We start from the raw sequence: 22,051 nt of genomic DNA, 5'->3' as shown, positions 1-22,051 counted from the left end.
GCCCGGGGCAGTCGGAACCCCCGGGGGATCCGTGGGGAACCACCCGGGAGAGCCGTCCGGTACCGCCCGCGAGATCCGTCAGGCCGGTGTCACCCCGAATTCGCGGGCCACGATCGCGTTCGCCGCCGCGGCCGCGGCCAGCGGATCACTGCCGGCCAGTGTCTGCCGGGACAATTCGGCCAGCGGGCGCTCGGACCACCCGGGGGCTCCCGGATACGCCCGCCCGCCCACGGGCAGCGCCGTGACCGAGGCCGGGATCATCGGGTTGTCCGGCGGCACGGACCGGTCCAGACCGGTGCGCACCGGTACCAACCGACCCTGGGCCGCGATCCGCGCGCGCCAGCGCTCGGTGGCCACCAGCGCCAGCAGATCGATCGCGGCCTCCTTGAACAGACTGGCGGCGTTCACCGCGAGCACCGTGCCGCGCACCCCGACCGCGGCCGGCTTGCCGGCGGTGCGGCCCGGGATCGGGAACGCGCCCAGCACCGCGCGCAACGCCGGATTCGCCGCCACCACGGCGTCGTAGAGCGTGGAATCGGCGATCGCGGACGCGATGTTGCCCTTCGCGACCCGGGCCGCGACCGCCGGGTCGTCGTTGCCCACACCGGTCGCGTCCGCGGCGTAGGACTGCAGGTGCCGGAAGAACCTGGCTCCCTCGACCGAACCCGGCAGGTCGAGCGTGCCGCGCCACGCGTCGCCCTCCTGGACCGCGATCGTGCCGTCGTCCTCCCACACGCACGAGGCCAGGATCGGCCAGGCCCCACCGGGTACGTACAGCGCCCGGTAGTCGGGGTTGGTCGCGTTGGCCAGGCGCAGCTTCTCCAAGTCCGCGACCCAGCTCACCCGGTCGGTGGGCACACCCACCTGCCCGGCCTGGAACAGCCCCTTGTCGTACAGCACCACCGGTACGTTCGCGGCCAGCGGCAGCGCCATGAGCCGGCCCGCGGAGGTGGCCGAGGCGCGTACGGCGGGGAACCAGGTGCCCGCGTCCAACCGGCTCTGATGCGGAGTCAGGTCCATGATCAGGTCGGCCGCCTTGAACCGGGCCAACGCGAGCAGGTCCAACTCGAACACGTCGGGCCCGCGACCGGCGCGCAGCGCCTGCTCCAGGGCCTGCGTGTAGCCGGCCTTCGGCTGGAGCCGGCTGCCCAGCCGCACCCCGGAACCGCTCTTGCCGAACTCCAGGCCCAGGTCGCCGAGCATCGCGGCGGGCAGCAGGTTCTCGGTGGTCCAGACGGTGAGTTCCTGGACCGCGGCGGGTGCGCTCGGGCCGGACGGGCGGGCCGGACTGGACGGTGGCGCCGGCTGCGTCGGCGTGGCCTTGGGCGACGAGTCGCCGCCCCCGCCGAGCGCCCAGGCCGCCGCGCCGCCGCCGACCACGGCGGCGCCGGCGGCGACCGCCAGGAAACCGCGGCGGGACTTGGCCCGGGAGCCGGCCCGGCGGGTGCGGGCAGGCGGCTGCTCCCGGGTGGGCGGCGTGGCGGGCTCGGGTGTGGCGGGCGCCGCCGAGGGGGCCGGGACCTCGGCCGGCGCGGGCTCGGGTTCGGCGGGCGTGGGAGGCGCGGGCTCGCTGCCGGGCGGTGGGGCGGGCACGGTGCCCGCCGCGTACGGCTCGCTGCCGGGCATCGGCTCGGGCGGCTCCCACGGGTTGGCCACCCGTTCGGCCACCCACGCGGCGGTCGCCGAGGGCAGCCAGGTCGGCCCCGGGGTGCCGGCCGCGACCCGGACCACCTCCTCGGGGTCGGGGCGTCGGGTCGGGTCCTTGACCAGGCAGGCGGCGATCAGGTTGCGCAACGACGCCGGCACGTCGCCGAGTTCGGGATCGCCTTCGGCGACCCGGTCGGCGGCGGAACCCGCGCCGCCGTGATCGAAGGGCCCCGTGCCGGTCGCGGCGAACGCGAGCACGGACCCGAGCGAGAACACGTCGGTCGGCGGACCCACGCTCAGATCCCGTACCTGCTCGGGCGAACGGAAACCGGGGGAGTCGAGCACGGTGCCGATCACCACGCCGTCGGCGGTCACCGACGAGCCGGTCGACCCGTGCGCGATCCCCAGTTGCGGCAGCAGGGGGCCGTCCGGGCCGAGCAGCACCGCACCGGGGTCGAGTCGCCCGTGGTACAGCCCGACCGCGTGCAACCGGCCGAGCAGCGCGGCCAGTTCACCGGCGAGTACGCGCAGCGAATGACCGGGCAGCGGGCCGTGCCGGCGGACCGTCTCGGCCAGCGTCGGGCCCGCGAGGTGGGTGGTGGCGTACCAGAGCTGACGGCCGGTGACGTCGGCGTCCAGGATCATCGCCGTGCCCGGCCCGGCCAACCGCCGCGCGGCGTCCACCTCTTCGGCGAACCGGGCCCGGAACGCCGGATCACGCCCGAGGTCGGCCCGGATCACCCGCACGACGACGGGGGCGTCGTCGTGCGCGGCACCCAGATAGGTACGAGCCGTGGTCCCTTCACCCAGGCGGCCCACCAATCGGTAGGCGCCAATGTTCGAAGGGTCCTCGTCGTGCAGCGGCCGCATGGCTGAAACTCCGTTTCGCTCACCGGTGTGAACGGTGCCGAAGTCTGCCATGAAGCGGCCGGTGATCCGGCCACCCGTTCGGCCGCCCGCCATCCGTGCCCGCCATATCCGTAAACACCGGGCAGCGCGTCACCGGTCGGCGCCACCCGGTGGCGCCGACCGGTCCGCTACCGGGCCCGAGGCAGTCCCAGGCGATGCTCGGCGATGTTGTTGCGCTGGATCTCGCTCGTCCCGCCGTAGATGGTGGTCACCGGAGCGTCCCGTGCGGCGTGGTCGACGAACCACGCGTCCCCCGGTTCGCCGAGCAGCCCCTCGGGTCCGGCCATGTCCAGGCACGCCTCGGCGGCGCGGTTGTACGACTCGCTCGCGTACAGCTTGGCGATCGAACCCTCGGTCGTCGGCAACCCGCCCGCGCTCGCGATCAGCGCCGGGCGCAACGCGAGCAGCGCGGTGATCTCGTTGTCGATCGCGATCCGCGCGAGCCGCTTGCGCACCGAGGTGTCGTCCATCGCCCCGGTCTCCGCCGCCCAACGGGTGAACCGCCGCAGCAGCGACACGCCCTGGTTCATGTTGCCGAACACGCCGCGCTCGTAGGCCAGCGCCACCTTCATCACGCCCCACCCGCCGTCGACCTCGCCGAGCCGCCAGCGGTCGGGCACCCGGACGTCGGTGAAGTAGGTGATGTTGGTGCGGTCCCCGCCCATCGTCTCCACCGGCTGGAAGGAGATGCCCGGCAGGTCCATCGGCACCAGGAACATGGTCAGACCGCGGTGCTTGGCCACGTCCGGGTCGGTGCGGGTCAGCAGGATCACGTAGCCGGCCTCGTGCACGAGCGTGGTGAACATCTTCTGCCCGTTCACCAGCCACACCGGCTCGTCCTCGGGGTGTCCCAGGATGCGCTCCGCGCGGGTGGCCGCCGCGGCCACGTCCGACCCCGACCCCGGCTCGCTGTAGCCCAGTGCCGCGATCGCCTCGCCGCGGTGGAATCGGGGCAGCACCTCGGCCAGATGGAACGCGCTGCCGATCTGTTCGACGATGCCCGCCACCAGCATCGTGTTGGCCAACCCGAAGAACGGCGCGTCGGCCAGCCCCAGTTCGTCGAAGAAGACGTACAACTCCAACGGATCGCGACCGGTGCTTCGCCCGGGCCCGGCCATGCCCTCGGCGATCACCCCGGTCGCGGCCAGCGCGCGATGGAACTCCCAGTCGTGGAAGGTGCCGGTGCGCCGGGCCCGCTCGATCATCTCCTCGGTCAGGTGTTCCGCGACGAACGCCCGGATCCACCGCCGGAACTCCTCGACCGATTCCTTGGGCTCGAAGTCCATCAGAGGCTCCCCACGGGTCCGAAGAGGTCGTCGGCCAGGCGTTGGTACTCCTCGTCCGGATCACCCAGGACCAGCGGCCAGCCGCGGGCCCGCCGGAAGTAGAGCTGGATGTCGTATTCGAGGGTCACCCCGTATCCGCCGTGGAAGTGCACCGCGCGATACGTGGTGGTGCGCGCCACGTCGGTCGCGGCCAGGAACGCCATCGTGGCGAGCCGGGCGGCTTCGGCCGGATCGCCCTCGTCGGCGCACCACGCGGCGCGCGCGGCCAGCAGCCGGATCCCGTCCAGCGGCCCGACCAGATCGGCCAACCCCTGCTGGACCGCCTGGAACGCGCCGATCGGCTTGCCGAACTGCTCGCGCTCCAGCGTGTACGCCACGGCGATCTCCAACGCGCGCTCGGCCAGCCCGGCCAGCGTGGCCGCCGTATACAACTGCCACTCGCGGCGCAGCGCCGCGTAGCGCCGCGCGGCCTCCTCACCGGCCGCCAGCACCACCCGCCCGCCCCGGTCGTCGCGTACGTACCGGTCGGCCAGCGGGGCGCAGGCGTGGTTGACCGGAGCGGTCATCGGCGGCTCGCCGCGGACGGCGACCAGTTCGTCCTCGTCCAGGGCCACCACGATGTGCGCGACAGCGCCGCCGGGGACCAGGCGGGCCACACCGTCCACGGCGGGGCGCAGCGCGGGCGCCGCGATCAACGTGCCCTCGGCCGCCTCCGCGCACCACGGCGTGTCGAGCAACAGCCGGGACGCGGCCAGGTGGCCGCTCAGCGGCACCGGCGCCAGTGCCCGGCCGGCCTCGTGCAACACCGGGGTCAGATCCAGACGGCCGGCCCCGCCGCCGCCGACCCGTTCGGGCAGCGCCATCCCGGGCGCGCCCATCGCGGCCAATCGTCGCCACAGGTCGGCCGCGAATCCCAGCGGCTCGGCCGCGCGGACCACGGAAATCGGGCATCGGTCCGTGAAGAACTCCGAAAAAGCGGCCCGTACCGCCTTTTGATCCTCCGTCGGTTCAAGATCCACCGGCGACCTCCGTTCACACCTCGCCGCTCGCACGAGCCGGCGAGCGCACGCTAGCCCCTGTCGGTACACCGATCCATGGCGTCGTCGGTCGAAGTGACCGATGTGCCGGAGATCTCGATCCCATGACATTACTTGCCAGTAGCTGACTGGCGGGTTGCTCTTTGCGAAGATCGGCTGCCCGAGTGACAAACAACGAGAACAGTTGCTTTCCGCCGTGCGGATCCCCGGTGATCGCGATGATCACCCATACGATCCGAGGAATAACGGAAAGCGAAGGGAGAACCCGCTGTGCGTGCATACCGCCACGTGGCGCTGGTGCTGATCGCCCTGCTGGGTGCGGCCCTGATCATCTTCCCGCTGGCCGCCGGCCTGCCGAAGAAGACGCAGGCTGTCGACGATCTGACCAATGACTTCCGCCCCGCCTTCACCCCGGCCGCGATCGCGCAGAGCCGGACCGACCTGGTCACGATGAACGAGATGCTCGCGCAGCTCCAGGCGGAGACGCTGCCCGGTCTCGCGAGCCAGGCCGGGATCACCACGCCGGCGTTGATCAACCTGATGGGGGTCACCGCTCCCGAGGTCGGCAAGGGCCTCAAGGAACTGCCCACGATCATGCCCCGGTTCAACAAGCTCGCGGGCACGATGGAGGCGCAGGCCGGGAACTTCCGCCAGGCCGACGACATTCCGACGGCCCACGCGCCCAACACCGCGGTCACGTACCTCTATCTGATCCCGGGCGTCGTGCTGCTCGTGGTCGGCGCGGGCGGTCTGCTGTTCTCCTTCGTCGGCACCAGGGTGGTGCTGAGCACGGTGTGTCTGGCGCTCGCGGCGGTGGTCGGTCTCGGCATGGTGATCGGTGTCTTCGCCACCGGCGTGATCGGCAAGACCAAGGCGTCCGAGAAGATGTTCACCGCCTTCCGGCCCACCTTCACCGACGCCGGCTACCAGCAGGCGCACAACGACCTGGACACGCTGGGCAAGATGGCGGTCGGGATGAAGACGAAGTCGATCCCGTCGATGGCCGCGCTGCTGCGCAAGCCGGTGCCGCAGTTCACCGCCGAGTTGGCCACGCAATACCCCAAGGTCGGCAAGGGGCTGGTGGAGACCGATCGCATCCTGGCCAAGTTCGACGCGCTCGTGGAGAACATCGGCGCGAACATCGACACCTTCGAGAACGCGGACAGCATCCCGGACAAGGACACCGAGGTGTCGGTCATGCCGTGGCTGCTGTTCGGCCCGGGTCTGGCGGTGTTCCTGCTCGCCGGTTCGGCCCTGGTGACCGGGTTCACAGGACGCGGCAACGGCACCGCCGAGCCGAGCGTGGGCGCGTCGCGGCAGCCCTCGGACGCGTCGGTCTGAGCACCCGAACGCACACGGTCGGGAGTCGGCCGACCGCCGTGCGCGTAGAATGTCCGGATTATTCCTGTGGTAAGACCAAAAGAAGGAAAAGACCGGTTCACTGATATGTCCGGGATCCGGACGGAAAGTGATCGTTGGTCGATCGAAATGCACGTGCATCGGCGCGGTGCAGACGCAGAAATCGTCGATGCACGTGCATCCGGTCTTGCAGTTGGGGTCGGCATCCTCATAATGAAGTGTGTGCATGTGCACGCGCATGTGCATGGACGCTCTGTGAGGCGAGTCCTCTGGCGGCGTTCCCAACAGGCCGGGGACCAGTACCCGCTCGGAGGCACGGATGACCGTCGCGAGTCCCGCAGGGTTCCGGACGTCGACGTTTCAGTGGATGGAGCCTCTGGCCGGGGATATGGGCCCAACATCCGATATCGCGATACAAGCCCTCGCCGCGCGCCGCGAGTCGGTCAAGGCCGCTCGTGACTTCACCCAGTCGGTGCTCGCCGGCTGGGGCGCCGCCTGCCTGGAGGACGACCTCGCCCTGGTCGTGTCCGAGCTCGTCACCAACGCGCTGTGCCACGGACTGGGCGCCGGCCGCGACGACGCGACCGACGTGGCGCACAACATCCAACTCGCGCTCCTGCGCAAGGGCGAGCGCGTCATGTGCGCGGTCCAGGATCCCGGTGAGAGCCTCCCGGAGACCCAGGCCGGCGGCGAGGACGAGGAGTCCGGGCGGGGCCTGTATCTGGTCGGCTGTTTCAGTGATTCGTGGGGCTGGTTCCCGCTCGACGGCATGGGTCGACGCACCGGAAAGGTCGTCTGGGCGATGTTCGAGATACCGGCCTGACAAACACGTTCCGCAGCTTGCGAACAGCATTGCGTTGCGGGATCGCGTTGCAGCTTTGTGGAGAGTTCTAATTCACATTCGGAAGCGGCAACCGAATTAGGGTGCCAAGCGTTTACCCGTCGATCCTTCGACGGGTTTTCTGCATTCTTACGCCCGTTTCGTCCCTCGCCGCTTAAGCAGCTTTTACGCTTCCTTTGAAACCTTGAGGAATGCATGAGCCCTCCCGTGTGAGTGAAGTCGGGCTGCGCTATCATCACCGTTGTACGCTGCATATGCATGGTCAGATGCACGTGCATGCGTAAGTCGGACCGGTTCTGGAAGAAATTGCGACGGACCGGGACGAAGGAACGACACGTGCCGCAACCGGGGGGCGGGCGACCGCCGTCGGGTCGCTCGGCGAGAGGTCCAGGAGAAGCGTCATGCAGGCAACGCACAACGGGGTATCGGCGACCGCGCTCGACGGGGTCACCTGGCAGAAGAGTCGCCGCAGCAACTCGCAAGGCAATTGCGTCGAAATGGCGGCGTTGCCGGACGGCGACGTCGCGGTCCGCAATTCGCGCCACCCCGACGGGCCGGCGCTGATCTATACGCGCGCCGAGATCGAGGCGCTCATCCTCGGGGTCAAGGACGGGGACTTCGACAACCTGCTCGCGTGAAAACCCGCCCGGGACGCTCCGCCCGGGTGGGCCGCCCGAGGGCGTTCACAAGCGGAATCCTCAGTTCTCCTTAAGGATCCGCTGCAGCAGGTCCACACTCTTGTCCGGCGGCATGCCGTCCACGCTGAGCCGGTCCATGACCTCGGTGTACGCGTCGACCTCGTCGCGCTTGTCCAGATACAGCGCGCTCGTGAGCTGTTCCAGGTAGACCACGTCGGGCAGGTCGCTCTCCGGGAACCGCAACAACAGGAACGGGCCGCCCTCGGCGGCGTGCGCGCCGAACCGGAACGGCATGATCTGGATCGTGACGTTCGGCAGGGCGGCCATCTCGATCAGGTGCCGGACCTGATCGCGCATCACGTCCCGACCGCCGATCGGGCGCCGCAGGGCCGCCTCGTCCAGCACGACCCACAGCCTGGGCGGCTTGTCGCGGTACAGGATCGACTGGCGCTGCATCCGCAGACCCACCCGGCGGTCCACCTCGGCCGCCGACGCGGACGGCTGCCCGGCGATCACCACGGCCCGCGCGTACTCCGCGGTCTGGAGCAGGCCGGGCACGAACTGCACCTCGTAGGTGCGGATCACCGAGGCGGCCTCCTCCAGGCCCACATAGACCTGGAACCAACTCGGCAGGATGTCGTTGTAGTTGTGCCACCAGCCCTGGGCGTTGGCCTCCGCCGCGAGGCCCAGGAGGGCGGCCCGCTCGGTCTCGTCGCCCACGCCGTACATCGTGAGGAGATCAGCCACGTCGCGCTCCTTGAAGCTGACGCGCCCCAGTTCCATTCGACTGATCTTGGATTCGGAGGCCCGGATCTCGTAACCGGCCTCCTCCCGCGAAATCCCCTTCGCTTCGCGCAGACGGCGAAGCTGGGAACCGAGGAGAATACGGCGAACCGTCGAGCCGCTCCCCGGCTGCGTTGCGGGCATCTGCTACCTCCGGCTGAATGGACCAGCGCATAGTATGCCGGCGCGTTGCCACGCGTCCTCGGATCATGGTTACAACAGCACTCTCTTGACGATGTGCCACCACCCACCCGAGTCGTCCGTGTGCCGCAGTTCGGCTTGTCACGTTCAGGCCCCGGGCCCCAGCCGCCCATGCTCGCACAGGTGATACCACCTAATCGATGCCGTGGCACCGCGAATCCCCCTCTACTGTCCGGTAATCCGGATGTTTCCGACGAACGAACGGCCCGATACGCACGCTCCGCGCGCGATCCGTGACACGTGCCGTATCCACCGCCGTGTGGGTGACCCGCGAGGCACCCGCACGCGGCGCGCCGAAGCCGTCCACGAGGGCTTTGGGGCGGTCCCGAAGGCGCGGTGAAAGTACGCCCGTCCGGGCGGTGTCGATGCCCGTGACGACGCGTAGCGGACCCGACTCCCGCTGTCGGACGCGGTGTCTACGGTTTCCACATGTCCTCCCCGGTGCACTCCTTCACCTATTTGCGATCGTCCGAGCTCGCCGCCGTCGACGGCGGACGCTCGCTGGGTCTGCAGACCTGCGGCGGCCTGAGTTCGCACGGCCTGACCCCCTTCCCGCGCTTCTTCGACGGCTTCCTGACCGCGCCGGAGGCGGCGGCGGGCGGGCTGCTCGCGGTCGCCGACGTCGCGGCGGCGCGGTACCACCAACCGATGCGCCCGGGCCTGCTCGACCCGGTGGTGACCGGAAACGGCGATCGGCTCCGCTTCGAGTCGTTCTCGGCGTGCTGCGGCGTGCACGCGCGCCTGGACGTACTGCCCGCCGGCATCGACGGCGAGATGTTCGGCACCGGCACCACCAACGTGGACGTCAACGCGCCGCTGCGCGAGGCGCTCGCGAAGGTCGGCGGCGCGGATCCGCTGCACCTGGCGGTCGGGCCCGACGACGTGACGGTGACCACCTTCGACGGGCCGGTCGTGGAGAAGAAGGTCCCGCTGCCCGAGCGCTGGCTGCGCGGATTCGCCGAAGTCCAGGTGATCTCGGGCGGGTTCGACCTGCGCGCCGAACTCGCGGCGGGCGAGGCGGTGCGCTTCCTGCGGGCCCTGCCGCGCGGCGCCCGGCAGGCGCTGTGGGCGGTCCCGGCCGGGCGTTCGCTGCGGCTGACCGCCCGCCCGCTGCCGGGCGCGGTGTGCCTGCCCGGGCCGGACCGACTCCAGGCGCTCACCCGGCTGCTGCGACACGCCCTCGCGCTGCGCGTGTACGGACCCGCGGTGCACGCGCGCAGCAGCGCGGTGTCGTCCGCGTGGGAGATCGAACTGCCGGGCATGCGACTGACCTTGACGCTCTCCCCGGACCCGGCCCGGGGCTTCTCCGGCGAGGGCGCGGTGCTCACCGGCCTGGCCGTCGACTCCGGCGCCGCGGACGCCGACCTGATCTCGGCCCTGCTGGCCTGGGAACCCCGGGTGGAGATCGGCGAGTTGGCCGCACGATCCGGGCTGGACACCGAGCGGGTGCGGGCCGCGCTGGTGCGCCTGGGCACCGGTGGCCGGATCGGCTACGACGTCGCGGAGGCGACCTACTACCACCGCGAGCTGCCCTACGACACCGGCAGCGTCGAGCGGATGAACCCGCGGCTGCGGGACGCGCACGCGTTGGTCGCGGCGGGCGCCGTGACGCTGACCGGGACCGGAGAGAGCGCCACCGTGCGCAGCGGCGAGCACACCTACGGGTTGCGGTTGGCCGGGGCGGGCAGTTGCACGTGCCGGTGGTGGGCCGAATACCGGGGCGGACGCGGACCCTGCAAGCATCTGCTCGCCACGCAGATCGTGCGCGGGCGGGCGCACACCGACCCGACCGCGACGGCGCCCGCACCGCAGGAGGCGAACCGATGACCGAGCCGACGACCGGGAGCGAGCCGACGACCGGCGCCGCATCGCAGGCCCGCGAGCCGCTCACCTGGGCGCGGGTCGAGGCAGCCCTGGTCGAACAGGACCGTGCGGGCGGGGCTCCGGCGCCGATCGTGGCCCTGTTCGCCGGGCGCACCGAGGCCGAGCGCCGCAAGCTGGTGCCGCGATACAAGGAGGCGGTCCGCTCGCACCGAAACTCCTCGCGCGGCCTGCGCACGCTGCGCTACGTGGGCGTCGCGTGCCTGGGTGGACCCGCCGGGATCGCCCAGTGGCTCTCCCGCGAGGACATGACCTGGCCCTCGGGCCCGGACACCGGCGAACAGGCCGTCCACACGCTGCTGGCCGAGCGCGACCCGGCCTGGATACCGGACATCGTGAACCGGCTCGCCACGAGGATGTCGGTGGACACCTGGGGCAACCACTGGGACGTGGTGGACGCCCTGGTGCGCGGAAGCGGCCTGCCCACGCCGACCACGGCCGGTTTCGTGGTCCGCTGGGTGGACAAGGTGGGCCGGGAGACCTTCGGCACCGGACCCGCGCTCGCGGAACGGCTGCGCGCCGACCCCTACTTCACCGACCTGCTGCCTGCGCTGTTCGAGGTCCCCGGCGTCGGACAGCTCCTGGAGAACCACGAGTCCTGGAGCCGGACCGGGTTCGCGGGCTGGGGCGCGACCTTGGCCGAGCTCGCCGACGCGAAGGTGATCGAGCGGGACACCGTCCTGGACGGCTGCGTCTCCCGCCTGCTGCGCGGCGAACGCCCGGGCTCACTGCGCGCATTCGTCCGCCTGCACGACGCGATGGCGCCCACCGACGACGAGCTCGCCGCCCGCGTCGACTCCTATCTGCGGCTGCTTCCGGACGCGCCGTCGCCGGTGGCCGGCCTGGCCCAGGACGTGCTGCGTCGGCTGGACGTGGCGGACCGACTGGACCCGGAGCGCATCGCCGAGGCGGCCCGGAGCGTGCTGTTTCGTACCGAGAAGAAACTCGTCCGCACCCAACTCATCTGGCTGGGCCAGGCGATCAAGCGCCACCCGGATCACGCCGGAATGCTGCTGGCCACCGCGGGCACCGCTTTCGGGTCGGTCGCCGTCGACCTCCAGGAGCGCGCGCTCGCGCTGATCACCAAACACGTCGGCAAGCTCCCGGCCGACCAGGCCGCTCTCGTCTACGACGAGGTGCGCGCGCAACTGTCGCTGCTCGGCGACGCGTTGCGTCCGGAGGCGGCGGCGCTGGTCGGCGAGAGCGCGGTCGTGGAGCCCGACCGGGGGATCGCCCTCGTGCCGCCGCCGGTGCGCGAGTTGCCGCCGCCGATCGGCTCGCTCGAGGAACTGGTCGAGGAACTCGCGGTGTTGTTCGCCCGCACCGACAACCCGTGGGTGAGCCCGCGTGGCCGCAACACCGACCCACTCGCGGTGGAGCGGATCGTCTCCGCGATGCTGCGCGAACACGAGCGCGACCGCGAGGCGTTGCACACCGCGCTGCTTCCGCTCACCGAGCGGCACGCGCACATCATCGAACAGCAGTGGTTCATCCATCAGGTACAGGGCGCGGTCGGCGCGATGGTGGCCGCCGCCACCGGTTACGGCGGCTCCCGATCCGGCTGGTTCCGCAGCCTGTTCGGCAAGGGCACCGAGGCCTCCGACCACGACCTGATCCCCGGCTCCAGGGTGGACGTCGAGCGACTCGAACCGGTGCAGCGCTTCCTGCTCGCGCGCCTGTACGAGGTGGGCACCCGGCTGCGGACGCCGCGCGGCGGCCCGCACCTGGCCGAGATCGCCGACGCCACCGGCCTGGTGGACCCCGAGGCCCTCGTGGCGGGCCTGGAACGGTACGAGGTCTCCGGGCACAGCCCCTGGCGGCGCGACGTCGACCAGGCACTGCTGCGGCTGCCCGCCGAGATCGACCCCGCGGTGCTCGCCCGAGCCGGCCGGCTCACCTCGCCCGCCGGCCTGCGGGTGGCCCGAATGCTGGCCGCGGGCGGTCCGCCGGCCGGGTTCGTCGAGCGCCGGCGCTTCGCCCGGATCCACCGCGAGTTCTCGTATCGGGACCGGGACTGGACGCACTTCGACGGCCCGCTGGCCCTGATCGCCCCCGGTGACCCCGACACGCGGCCGCAGGGCACGGTGCCCGAGAGCGCGCTGCCCATGTACGACCTGTCCGACCCGGGTGCCGCCGCCCGCAGGCCGGCATGGTCCGAGAACACCGAGCCGGATCTGCACTGTTGGCCACTCGTGCTGCCCCGGGACCGCGACGTGCTCGGCGCGCATCTGGCGATCCGGACCCAGCGCGGGATCGACGGGCCCTGCCGAGGCGCGGAGATCCTGCCCGCGTTGGCCGAGTCGCACGGACCGCTCGGATCCGGCATCTCGCTGGCGCTGGCCTACGCGCTGGGCGCACAGGCGGCCGAGGATCGTACCGCCGCAGTGGACGCGCTGGTCACCCTGGCGGCCAGGGGCGACGCGTGGGACACCCTCGGGCTGGGCCGCGACATCGGCGAGGCGGTCCGTACCCGGGGTCTGAAGACCACGCGCGTGGTCGCCTCGTTGCGCGAGGCGTCCCGGGCCGGCGCGGGCGAGGCGGTGTGGGGCGTGTTGAGCGGCTTCCTGCCCGACCTGCTCGCCGGTACCAAGACCACGGGCCTCGCGGACGCGCTGGCGGTGGCCGCGGAGAGCGCCGCGGGCGGCGGCGCGCGGGCGGTGTCGATCGCGGGGCTGGACGCGCTGGCCGACCGCAAGGGAAGCTCCCGCGCGGTCACCGAGGCGAAGCGGTTGCGCGCGATCCTGGCCGACGGGGGCTGAGGGCACGACGGCCGAGCGTACGGTGGATGGGCGCCCGGCACGTGGGCGCCGGACGGGTCGAGGACGGCCCGTCCGGCGCGCCGCTCACAACTCGTCCAGATCCTTCACCCGGGCCAGCGTGACGCCGTCCGCGACCGGGAGCATCACCGGCTCGACCCTCGGGTCGGCCCGCACGTGTTCGTTGAAGGCGTGCACGGCCTCCGGCGTCGGGTCGCCGCCCGGCTTGAGCACCAGGCCGCTGTAGAGCACGTTGTCGACGATCAGCAGGCCATTGGGGCGCATCCGCGGGACCAGCGCCTCCCAGTAGGAGATGTAGCCGTCCTTGTTCGCGTCCAGGAACGCCAGGTCGATGTGCGGGTGCGAGGGCAGCGCGTCCAGCGTCTCCAGCGCCGGCGCGATGCGCAGGTCGATCCGGTCCTCCACGCCCGCCTCGCGCCACGCCTCGCGGGCGATCGCGGTCCACTCCTCGGACACGTCGCAGCACAGCAGTCGGCCGCCCTCGGCCAGGCCCTTGGCGATGCACAGCGCGGAATAGCCGGTGAACGTGCCGACCTCGACCGCGACCTTCGGCCGGACCACACCCGAGAGCAGGGTCAACAGCGCACCCTGTTCGGCGGGCACCTGCAAGCCGGCGAACCGGCCCATCTCCCTGGTCCGTTCGATCACGCCGCGCTGGACCTCGTCCGGTGCGATCGAGTGGTCGAGGACGTAGTCGTACAGCTCGGCGGTGACCTGCACCTGCTTGTCGAAGGACATTGCCTCAACTCTCCTCTGGTCGCGCGGGTGGACGCGCACGCTCGGGCGGCGCGGGGAACACGGTGTCCCAGGGCAGCAACAGGCCGAAGTCGTGGACCAGGAGCCGAAGTACCTCGTGGTCGTCCTTCAACTCGCGCTCCTCTCGGGAGCCGTCGCTGCGCACCACGGTCAACAGGCGGTCCTCGATGTACGCGCGCTCGTGCGGACCGCTGCGCTGCACTCGCAGGGTATGCCGGAACGGCGAGCTCGGGTGCGTCGCGGCGTACCAGTTCGCCACCTCGAAGTCGACCGACTCGCGGCGCTCCAGGGTGAAGGCGTACACGGTGAACCAGCCCTGTCCGCCGTACACGGTCTGCAGCAGCCACAGATCGTCCTCGCGCACGAGCCGGAACCGCCAGGCTCCCTGCGGACTCGCCACGCCCGGCAGCAGCGGCAGCGGCTCCAACAGGCCGCCGCTGCCGAACCCGACGTCGGCGATATAGGGGTGCGCCTCGCCGGGCACCTCGACCGCGAGCAGCGTGTGGGTCATCGGCCGGATCGCGTCCGAGCCCATCCGCACCCGCGCGGCCAACCGGGTGACGCCGAAGCCCAGCGCCTCCAACACCCCGGCGAACAGGAGGTTGTGCTCGAAGCAGTAGCCACCGCGTCCCTGGCGGACCAGCTTGTCCTCCAGGTCGGCCGGCGCCAACGAGGGCACCCCGCCCAGGACGATCTCGACGTTCTCGAACGGAATGCCGACCACGTGCGCCAGGTGCAGCGAGCGCAGCGTGGCCCACGTGGGCGCCCGCTCGCCCGCCCAGCCGATGCGGGCGAAGTAGGCGTCGAGGTCCAGATGGTGCAGATGGCGCAAGAGCCGTCTCCTTCGGATCCGGGGCCGCAACTGGACCGATTCTCACACGCCCGCCGGCGCGGGCGGGACCGCTGCCGCGGCGCGCCACCCGATAGGTTCGGAACCGGTCGGGCCCGGTGTCGGCTCGACCGCCACATCCGCACGGCGTCACGTTCTCGGAGGTAGGTCATGAGCGAGCAGGAACCGGAGCAGCCGTCCGCGCAGGACGAGGAGCGGATCCGGGAACTGGCCGGGCGGTTGTTCGAGGCCGCGCGCACCGGCGACGCCGAGACGCTCGGCGGCTACGTCGACGCCGGCCTGCCGGTGAACCTGGCCAACGACCGGGGCGACACGCTGCTGATGCTCGCCGCCTATCACGGACACGCCGACGCGGTACGCGCGTTGCTCGCCCGGGGCGCCGATCCGGACCGGGCCAACGACCGTGGCCAGACCCCGCTCGCGGGTGCCGTCTTCAAGAGCGAGCGCGACGTGGTCGCGGCGTTGGTCGCGGCCGGCGCCGATCCCGACGCGGGCACGCCGAGCGCGCGCGAGGCGGCCCGGATGTTCGGCAAGGAGGACATGCTTTCCCCGACCGGTGGGTAACAAATGGATGACCCTCCGTCAGTTTCCGCCTGCGTCAGGGCCGGCCGGACGTGAGGACACCGGGGGAGGCACGAACGATGTCCGAGCGACCCGCGATCCCGCGTCTCGATCTGGACGGATTCCCCAGCGGCGTGGGCCTGTTGCACCTGCGCTCGGATCTGCCCGAGGCGCTGGACGGGACGTTCTCCCCGTGGTGCGACCGGCACCACGGCGACCTGTTGCGGACGCCCGGTTTCCGTCGGGCCCGCCGTTTCGTGTTGTGCGGGGCGTTCGGCAACGGTGAGGCCGAGGCGGGGCCGCCGGCCGCGCGCCACCTGACGCTGTACGACCTCAAGCACGTCGGAGTGCTCGCCGCCGCGGGCGGTGGCGACGTGCACGACACCGCGGGCACCCCGCTGCCGCCCGAACTGATCGGCGCGATCACCTCGTCGCGTCTGGACTGCCGGGAGATCCGGCGCTGGCCGAACGTGTCGGCGGGCCGGCTCTTCCCGGCCGGCGACAAATTGCTGCACCTGACCGCGCACGGCTCGGGCACCGCGATGGGGCGCTGGCTGCACGAGGAGGCGGTCGCCGAACTGCTGCGCTCGCCCGGCGCGGTGGGGCTGCGCTGGTTCGACGCGGGCGAGGGGCTGCACGTGGTGCTGTGCGAGGTGAGCGGCCCGATGTGGCCGCTCCCCCCGCACGTGCCGCAGGATCTGGGGCCGGCGATGTGGAGCGGCTATCGCCAGGTCTTCGTCGCGGAGGGGTGAGCGGGCGGGCGCGAGGGGCGGCCCGCCCGGGAGTCACACCTGGGACATCACCACGTCGAAGCCCGCCGCGCGCAGGTCCGGGACGATGCGCGCGGCGTCGCCCTCGACGACCACCGCGAGTTCGTCGGGGCGCAGGTGGGTGCCGGCGGCGCGGTTGACCGCGTCCGCGTCCGTGGCCAGGATCTCGGCGTACTCGCGGGTGACGTGGTCGTCCGGCAGGTCGTGCACGATCGCCTCGATCAGCCGGCCGCCGATGCCCGCGGGGGTTTGCAGGTTGATCGGCATGCTGCCGAGCGAGTGGGCGCGGGTGGCGGCGAGTTCGTCGGGCGTGACGCCGTCGGCGTGCATCCGGCGGACCTCGCCGATCGCGTCCACGATCGCGGCGGCGGTCACCTCGGTGTGCACGGAGGAGGACACCGTGAACGCACCGGAGCGGCGCCCGTGGCCGAAGCTCGCGTGCGCGCCGTAGGTGTAGCCCTTGACCTCGCGCAGCAGGTGGTTGAGCCGGGAGCCGAAGGCGCCGCCGAGCACGTCGGCGAACAACTCGATGGCGATCAGGTCCGGGGTCGAGCGGGGGGCCGCGGTGTGCCCGATCCGGAGCACCGACTGCACGGCGCCGGGGCGGTCCACCACGATCGCCCGCTCGGTCGAGGGGGTGCCTGCGAACGTGGCCGGGTCCGCACGCGAGGTGGTGCCGCCGGCGCCCGCGAAGACGGTGCGGCCCAGTGCGGCCAGGTCGATCGTGTCCAGGTCGCCGACCACCGCGAGGGTGCCGGGTGCGGTCATCCGGCTCGCGTGGAAGGCCCGGATCGCCTCCGCGTCCAGCGCCTGTGCCGTGTCGGGAGTGCCGCCGAGCAGGCCGCCGAGGCGGCTGTCGGCGCCGAACAGGGCCCGACGGAAGGCGAGTCCGGCGCGGGTGCCGGGCTGGGCCCAGGAGGTCTTCATCGAGCGCACGTGGTCGGCGAGGAAGCGCTCGACGTCCGCGTCGGCGAACGCCGGCCGGCGAACCGCCTCGGCGATCAGGTCCAGGCCCGCGCCGAGCCGATCGGCGGGCAGGTCGAGGCCGACCTCCTGGGTCTCCCAGCCGCACGCGAGCCGCCATTGCGCGCCCAGCGCCTCGATGGCGAGCCCGAAGGCGTCCGCGTCGCGGTCCAGGCTGCCCTCGTCGAGCAGCGAGCAGGTGATCCGGGCCAGGCCGTCCAGGCCGACCGGTTCGTGCAGCGCGCCGCTCTCCATGACCAGTTTGCTCCAGGCCAGGCTGCGGCCGGGCAGGTGCGCGCCGATCACCTCGCCGCCGGCCACCGCGACCCGGCGCACCTCCGGGAAGCGGTACGGGCGCGGGTCCGCGCCGGCGGGTCGCTCGGCGACCAGGGTGTGGCGGGTCGCGACGTGCTCGCTCATGCGGCGGCCTCCGGCTCGTTCGTGTCGATGTCGGCACCGGCTTCGGCGGCCTCGGGCCGAAACTCCAGCACGATCCGGTTGTCCGGGTGCAGCAGTTCGCGGGCCACCCGGTGCACGTCCTCGGCGGTGACCGCGAGCAATTCGTCGAGGTGGTCGCGGATCGACTCCGCGTCGCCGAAGCGGGTGGTGAACCGGCCGATCGCGTCGGCCCGGCCGCCCGCGGTGGCCAGCTCGCGCAGCCAGTCGCCGGACAACACGGCCCGGACCCGGTCGAGTTCGGCCTCGGTCACCCCCTCGCGGGCGACCTGGTCGCAGACCGCGACGTAGGCGTCGAGCAACTCGCCCGGCTCGACGCCCTCACTGGGCGCGCACGAGCCCATCAGCACCGATTCGAAGTGCAGGTGGCCCCACGCGGACAGGAACGCGCCGGAGGCCTGGGCCAGATTGCGCGCGGTGACCAACTCGCGGTACAGCCGACTGCCCCGGCCGCGGCCCACGGCGGTCGCGAGCACGCTGGAGGCGGCCGCGTCCGGGCTGCCGAAGCGTGGCGCGCGGTGGCACAGGAACAGGCGCGGCGCGGGCACGTCCCGGTGCACCCGCACGTGCCGGCCGGTCCCGAACCGGGGCGGCAGCGGCGCCGGGGTGGGCTGCGGGAACGAGCCGCGCGGGGCGATCCCGCCGAAGTACCGCTCGGCCAGGGCGACCACGTGCTCGGGCCGCACGTCGCCGACCACGGTCAGCACCGCGTTGTCCGGCGCGTAGTAGGTCTCGTGGAACGCGGTGAAGTCGGCGAGTTCGGCGCTGTCCAGCTCCGCCATCGAGCCGATCGTGGACGTCGCGTACGGGTGCCCCTCGGGGTAGGCGAGGGCCATCATCTCCTCGCTCCAGGTCCCGTAGGGCACGTTGTCGTAGCGCTGCCTGCGCTCGTTCTTGACCACCTCGCGCTGGTTGTCCAGGGTCTCCTGGGTCAGCGCGAGCGAGCCCATTCGGTCGGCTTCGAGCCACAGCGCGAGTTCGAGCTGCCCCGAGGGCACCGTCTGGTAATAGTTCGTGCGGTCCGCGCTGGTGGACGCGTTGATGCCGTCGCCGCCGCAGCCCTCGATCGCGGCGAAGTGACCGCCCTTGTCCACGTGCGCGGAACCCTCGAACATCAGGTGCTCGAAGAGGTGGGCGAAGCCGTGCTTGCCCTCGACCTCGTGCCGCGAGCCCACGTCGTACCAGAGGTTGACCGCGGCGAGCGGCACCGTGCTGTCGGGGCAGACCACCACACGCAGACCGTTGTCGAGCCTGGTCCGGTGCAGGGCCCACGGGAAGTGGGCGGAAGTCGACGGCACGTCGGGTTCCTCCAGGGGTTCGCGGCGCTCGGTGACGGATCGCCATTGTTCCAGGCGAACGCGGCGAGCGGGCGCACCCCGTACGCGCGACGACCATCCGCCCGGGTGTGCTCACCGGGGGATGGTCGTCGTGGGGCGTCGCCGGGTGGGCGGCGACGGCCGCGCGCGGCGCGCGGGTTACTTGACGAGCGCGGCGAACTTCGCCAGCGACTCGATCAGCGCCTCCTGGGTGGCCTTGGTGACCTTGCCGGCCATCATCTGCACCGCGCCGCCCTTGACCTCGGACTCGATCCGCAACACCGAGCCCTCGCCCGCGGCCTCGACGATGAAGACCTCGGTCATGATGACGCCCATCGGGCCCTTGCCGTCCAGAGCCAGCGACTTGCCCGCCTCGACGTCCTTGATCGTCCACTTGATGTCCGCCGGGAAGCCCATCAGCTTCATCTTCTCGTCGTACGTCACGCCGGCTTCGAGCTTCTCCGGGGCGCCGTTCGGAAACTCGACGTGCGGGACCATCCACTCGCCGAAGACGCTGTAGTCGGTCAGCTTCGCCCACACGGCCTCGGGGCCGGCAGCGATCTCGACCTGCTCGTTGATGACGGGCATGCGTGTGTCCTAACGGTCTTTGAGCTGCGGGAGCTTGCGGCTCGGAGCATGGAGTCCTCGGAACGTACCGCCGTTATGTGACACAGTCAATGGTGTCGACGAGCGTAAAGAGAACGTGTTCTAGTTCTGCTGTCACCCCGGTTGGCTAGTCTCGGGCGCTATGACAGGCACGTTGCCGGGCATGCCGCCCGGGGCCGATGGCGGGGCCGGGGGAGGGGCCGTTCTCGAAGCCGTTCTGGAGCGCATCACCTACCAGAACGACGAGAACGGCTGGACCGTCGCCCGAGTGGACACCGGCCGGCACGGCACCGAACTGCTCACCGTGGTCGGCGCGCTGCTCGGCGCCCAACCGGGCGAGTCGATCCGGATGCGCGGCCGCTGGGGCAGCCACCCGCAGTTCGGCAAGCAGTTCCAGGTCGATTCGTTCAGCACCGTGCTGCCGGCCACCGTGCAGGGCATCCGGCGCTACCTCGGCTCGGGACTGATCAAGGGCATCGGCCCCAAGACCGCCGACCGGATCGTCGAGCATTTCGGCGTGCGCTCGCTCGACGTGATCGACGAGGACGCCACGCAACTCATCCAGGTGCCCGGCCTGGGCCCCAAGCGGACCAAGCTGATCGCCGCCGCGTGGGAGGAGCAGAAGGCGATCAAGGAGGTGATGGTCTTCCTCCAGGGCATCGGCATCTCCACGTCACCCGCCGTGCGCATCTTCAAGGAGTATGGCGACGCGTCGATCACCGTCGTGCGCACCGAGCCGTACCGGCTGGCCGCCGACGTGTGGGGGATCGGCTTCAAGACCGCCGACGCGATCGCCAAGGCCGTCGGGATACCGCACGACGCGCCGCAGCGGATCAAGGCCGGATTGCAGTACACGCTGTCCGAGGGCTCGGACAGCGGCCACTGCTACCTGCCCGCCGACGTCCTGGTGGCCGAGGCGGTGAAGATCCTGGACGTGCCCTCCGACCTCGTAGTGCGCTGTTTGAACGAGTTGGTGGGCGAGGACGGGGTGGTGTGCGAGGAACTGCCCGGGCCGGTCACCGTCTCCGGCACCCAGGGCGATCCCGTCCAGGCGGTCTACCTGGTGCCCTTCCACCGCGCCGAACTCTCGCTCGCGGGCCGGGTGCGCGCCCTCCTGGGCGCGCGTGAGGACCGGCTGGCCGCGTTCGCCGAACTGGACTGGACCCGGGCGCTGGCCTGGCTGCGCGCCCGCACCGGCACCGCGCTGGCGGCCGAACAGGAACAGGCCGTCCGGCTCGCGCTGACCAGCAAGGTCGCGGTGCTCACCGGCGGCCCCGGCTGCGGCAAGAGCTTCACCGTGCGCTCCGTGGTCGAACTCGCCCGTGCGCGCGGGGCCAAGGTGATCCTGGCCGCGCCCACCGGCCGGGCGGCCAAGCGGTTGGCCGAGTTGACGGGGTGTGAGGCGGCCACCGTGCACCGCCTGTTGCAGCTCCAGCCGGGCGGCAACGCGGCCTACGACCAGGACAAGCCGCTGGACGCGGACCTGGTCGTGGTCGACGAGGCCTCGATGCTCGACCTGCTGCTGGCCAACAAGCTGATCAAGGCGATACCGACCGGCGCGCACGTGCTGTTCGTCGGCGACGTCGACCAGTTGCCCAGCGTGGGAGCCGGCGAGGTGCTGCGCGACCTGCTCGCCGCCGAGCGGGTGCCCCGGGTCCGGCTGACGCAGATCTTCCGCCAGGCCCAGCAGTCCGGCGTGGTGACCAACGCGCACCGGATCAACGCCGGCCGGCCGCCGATCACCGACGGCCTGACCGACTTCTTCCTCTTCCCCGCCGAGGAGACCGAGGACGCGGCCGGCCTCACCGTGGACGTGGTGGCCCGCCGCATCCCGCGCAGATTCGGCCTGGACCCGCGCCGCGACATCCAGGTGCTCGCCCCGATGCACCGGGGCCCGGCCGGCGCCGGCGCGCTCAACCTGCTGCTCCAGCAGGCCCTGACCCCCGCCCGCGAGGGCCTGCCGGAGAAGCGCTTCGGCGGGCGCACGTTCCGGGTCGGCGACAAGGTCACCCAGATCCGCAACAACTACGACAAGGGCGCGAACGGCGTCTTCAACGGCACCGGCGGTGTGGTGATCGCACTCTCCCCCGAGGAGCAGAAGCTCGTGGTGCGCACCGAGGAGGACGAGGAGGTCGACTACGACTTCGCCGAACTCGACGAGTTGTCGCACGCCTACGCGGTCACCATCCACCGCTCACAGGGCAGCGAGTATCCGGCGGTGGTGGTCCCGGTCACCATGGGTGCCTGGATGATGCTCCAGCGCAATCTGCTCTACACCGCGATCACCCGCGCCAAGCAACTCGTGGTCCTGGTCGGATCGCGGCGCGCGCTCGGCCAGGCGGTGCGTACCGTCTCGGCCGGCAAACGGTTCACCGGGCTGGCGCACCGGCTGAGATAGCACCGCCCCGGGCGGA

The 22,051-nt window shown here is 71.7% G+C and carries 17 protein-coding genes; 8 read left to right on the top strand and 9 right to left on the bottom strand.

The genetic code is table 11. From position 1 onward, the window contains the following. Window positions 1-78 precede the first annotated feature (78 nt). From ACIBSV_RS31750 to ACIBSV_RS31740, 3 genes are all read right to left on the bottom strand, one after another. Window positions 79-2,517 (bottom strand): serine/threonine-protein kinase, encoded by a 2,439-nt coding sequence (locus ACIBSV_RS31750; protein WP_395869121.1) that lies wholly within the window; start codon window positions 2,515-2,517, stop codon window positions 79-81. A gap of 167 nt (window positions 2,518-2,684) precedes the next feature. Next, window positions 2,685-3,842, bottom strand: a complete 1,158-nt coding sequence (locus tag ACIBSV_RS31745; protein WP_395869119.1) for an acyl-CoA dehydrogenase family protein — start codon at window positions 3,840-3,842, stop codon at window positions 2,685-2,687. Further along, on the bottom strand, window positions 3,842-4,861 hold the full coding sequence (locus ACIBSV_RS31740) for an acyl-CoA dehydrogenase family protein (RefSeq protein WP_395869117.1): 1,020 nt from the start codon (window positions 4,859-4,861) through the stop codon (window positions 3,842-3,844). Before ACIBSV_RS31740 ends, ACIBSV_RS31745 begins: the two co-directional genes overlap by 1 nt. Before the next feature lie 288 nt (window positions 4,862-5,149). On the opposite strand from ACIBSV_RS31740, the gene ACIBSV_RS31735 reads away from it, so the two are divergent. From ACIBSV_RS31735 to ACIBSV_RS31725, 3 genes are all read left to right on the top strand, one after another. After that, complete coding sequence (locus ACIBSV_RS31735; RefSeq protein WP_395869115.1) at window positions 5,150-6,220, top strand: hypothetical protein; 1,071 nt, start codon at window positions 5,150-5,152, stop codon at window positions 6,218-6,220. Window positions 6,221-6,626: 406 nt separating this feature from the next. Beyond that, window positions 6,627-7,061, top strand: a complete 435-nt coding sequence (locus tag ACIBSV_RS31730; protein ID WP_395869113.1) for an ATP-binding protein — start codon at window positions 6,627-6,629, stop codon at window positions 7,059-7,061. Between the two features lie 419 nt (window positions 7,062-7,480). Next, window positions 7,481-7,717: a DUF397 domain-containing protein gene (locus ACIBSV_RS31725; RefSeq protein WP_020554482.1), complete on the top strand. Its 237-nt coding sequence runs from the start codon at window positions 7,481-7,483 to the stop codon at window positions 7,715-7,717. Window positions 7,718-7,777: 60 nt separating this feature from the next. Here the strand turns inward: ACIBSV_RS31725 and ACIBSV_RS31720 are convergent, their stop codons facing one another. After that, window positions 7,778-8,644, bottom strand: a complete 867-nt coding sequence (locus tag ACIBSV_RS31720; protein WP_395869111.1) for a helix-turn-helix domain-containing protein — start codon at window positions 8,642-8,644, stop codon at window positions 7,778-7,780. Window positions 8,645-9,130: 486 nt separating this feature from the next. Here ACIBSV_RS31720 and ACIBSV_RS31715 point away from each other — a divergent pair, with 486 nt between their 5' ends. Together ACIBSV_RS31715 and ACIBSV_RS31710 are read left to right on the top strand one after the other, a co-directional pair. Continuing rightward, window positions 9,131-10,528 carry an SWIM zinc finger family protein gene (locus ACIBSV_RS31715; protein WP_395869109.1) on the top strand — a complete coding sequence of 466 codons (1,398 nt, stop codon included), beginning with the start codon at window positions 9,131-9,133 and terminating at the stop codon, window positions 10,526-10,528. Beyond that, window positions 10,525-13,341, top strand: a complete 2,817-nt coding sequence (locus ACIBSV_RS31710) for a DUF6493 family protein (protein WP_395869107.1) — start codon at window positions 10,525-10,527, stop codon at window positions 13,339-13,341. Before ACIBSV_RS31715 ends, ACIBSV_RS31710 begins: the two co-directional genes overlap by 4 nt. An 84-nt stretch (window positions 13,342-13,425) precedes the next feature. Here the strand turns inward: ACIBSV_RS31710 and ACIBSV_RS31705 are convergent, their stop codons facing one another. Both ACIBSV_RS31705 and ACIBSV_RS31700 read right to left on the bottom strand, forming a co-directional pair. Continuing rightward, window positions 13,426-14,097, bottom strand: a complete 672-nt coding sequence (locus ACIBSV_RS31705) for an O-methyltransferase (RefSeq protein WP_395869105.1) — start codon at window positions 14,095-14,097, stop codon at window positions 13,426-13,428. 4 nt (window positions 14,098-14,101) lie between these two features. After that, complete coding sequence (locus ACIBSV_RS31700; RefSeq protein ID WP_395869103.1) at window positions 14,102-14,947, bottom strand: arylamine N-acetyltransferase; 846 nt, start codon at window positions 14,945-14,947, stop codon at window positions 14,102-14,104. 168 nt (window positions 14,948-15,115) lie between these two features. Here ACIBSV_RS31700 and ACIBSV_RS31695 point away from each other — a divergent pair, with 168 nt between their 5' ends. After that, window positions 15,116-15,529, top strand: coding sequence for an ankyrin repeat domain-containing protein (locus ACIBSV_RS31695; protein ID WP_395869101.1), 414 nt, complete (start codon window positions 15,116-15,118; stop codon window positions 15,527-15,529). 77 nt (window positions 15,530-15,606) lie between these two features. Then, on the top strand, window positions 15,607-16,278 hold the full coding sequence (locus ACIBSV_RS31690; protein WP_395869099.1) for a hypothetical protein: 672 nt from the start codon (window positions 15,607-15,609) through the stop codon (window positions 16,276-16,278). A gap of 33 nt (window positions 16,279-16,311) precedes the next feature. Here the strand turns inward: ACIBSV_RS31690 and ACIBSV_RS31685 are convergent, their stop codons facing one another. The 3 genes from ACIBSV_RS31685 to ACIBSV_RS31675 all read right to left on the bottom strand — a co-directional run bounded on the left by ACIBSV_RS31685 (window position 16,312) and on the right by ACIBSV_RS31675 (window position 19,619). Continuing rightward, window positions 16,312-17,679, bottom strand: coding sequence for a M16 family metallopeptidase (locus ACIBSV_RS31685; RefSeq protein WP_395869098.1), 1,368 nt, complete (start codon window positions 17,677-17,679; stop codon window positions 16,312-16,314). Continuing rightward, complete coding sequence (locus ACIBSV_RS31680) at window positions 17,676-19,013, bottom strand: M16 family metallopeptidase (RefSeq protein WP_395869096.1); 1,338 nt, start codon at window positions 19,011-19,013, stop codon at window positions 17,676-17,678. The genes ACIBSV_RS31685 and ACIBSV_RS31680 overlap by 4 nt, the downstream gene beginning before the upstream one ends. A 177-nt stretch (window positions 19,014-19,190) precedes the next feature. Next, complete coding sequence (locus tag ACIBSV_RS31675) at window positions 19,191-19,619, bottom strand: SRPBCC family protein (RefSeq protein ID WP_395869094.1); 429 nt, start codon at window positions 19,617-19,619, stop codon at window positions 19,191-19,193. Between the two features lie 181 nt (window positions 19,620-19,800). Here ACIBSV_RS31675 and ACIBSV_RS31670 point away from each other — a divergent pair, with 181 nt between their 5' ends. Beyond that, window positions 19,801-22,035: an ATP-dependent RecD-like DNA helicase gene (locus tag ACIBSV_RS31670; RefSeq protein WP_395869266.1), complete on the top strand. Its 2,235-nt coding sequence runs from the start codon at window positions 19,801-19,803 to the stop codon at window positions 22,033-22,035. Window positions 22,036-22,051: the final 16 nt, after the last annotated feature.

This window comes from Embleya sp. NPDC050154 (assembly GCF_044460165.1).
Classification (GTDB): Bacteria; Actinomycetota; Actinomycetes; order Streptomycetales; family Streptomycetaceae; genus Embleya.
This window is presented reverse-complemented; position numbering and strand designations above follow the sequence as displayed.

Bases quoted from the DNA above. Each gene is read 5' to 3' on its own strand.
- ACIBSV_RS31730 (WP_395869113.1), top strand. From the start codon at position 6,627: ATGGGCCCAACATCCGATATCGCGATACAAGCCCTCGCCGCGCGCCGC.
- ACIBSV_RS31685 (WP_395869098.1), bottom strand. From the start codon at position 17,679: ATGAGCGAGCACGTCGCGACCCGCCACACCCTGGTCGCCGAGCGACCC.
- ACIBSV_RS31690 (WP_395869099.1), top strand. From the start codon at position 15,607: ATGTCCGAGCGACCCGCGATCCCGCGTCTCGATCTGGACGGATTCCCC.
- ACIBSV_RS31715 (WP_395869109.1), top strand. From the start codon at position 9,131: ATGTCCTCCCCGGTGCACTCCTTCACCTATTTGCGATCGTCCGAGCTC.
- ACIBSV_RS31705 (WP_395869105.1), bottom strand. From the start codon at position 14,097: ATGTCCTTCGACAAGCAGGTGCAGGTCACCGCCGAGCTGTACGACTAC.
- ACIBSV_RS31750 (WP_395869121.1), bottom strand. From the start codon at position 2,517: ATGCGGCCGCTGCACGACGAGGACCCTTCGAACATTGGCGCCTACCGA.
- ACIBSV_RS31670 (WP_395869266.1), top strand. From the start codon at position 19,801: ATGCCGCCCGGGGCCGATGGCGGGGCCGGGGGAGGGGCCGTTCTCGAA.
- ACIBSV_RS31720 (WP_395869111.1), bottom strand. From the start codon at position 8,644: ATGCCCGCAACGCAGCCGGGGAGCGGCTCGACGGTTCGCCGTATTCTC.
- ACIBSV_RS31675 (WP_395869094.1), bottom strand. From the start codon at position 19,619: ATGCCCGTCATCAACGAGCAGGTCGAGATCGCTGCCGGCCCCGAGGCC.
- ACIBSV_RS31695 (WP_395869101.1), top strand. From the start codon at position 15,116: ATGAGCGAGCAGGAACCGGAGCAGCCGTCCGCGCAGGACGAGGAGCGG.
- ACIBSV_RS31745 (WP_395869119.1), bottom strand. From the start codon at position 3,842: ATGGACTTCGAGCCCAAGGAATCGGTCGAGGAGTTCCGGCGGTGGATC.
- ACIBSV_RS31725 (WP_020554482.1), top strand. From the start codon at position 7,481: ATGCAGGCAACGCACAACGGGGTATCGGCGACCGCGCTCGACGGGGTC.
- ACIBSV_RS31710 (WP_395869107.1), top strand. From the start codon at position 10,525: ATGACCGAGCCGACGACCGGGAGCGAGCCGACGACCGGCGCCGCATCG.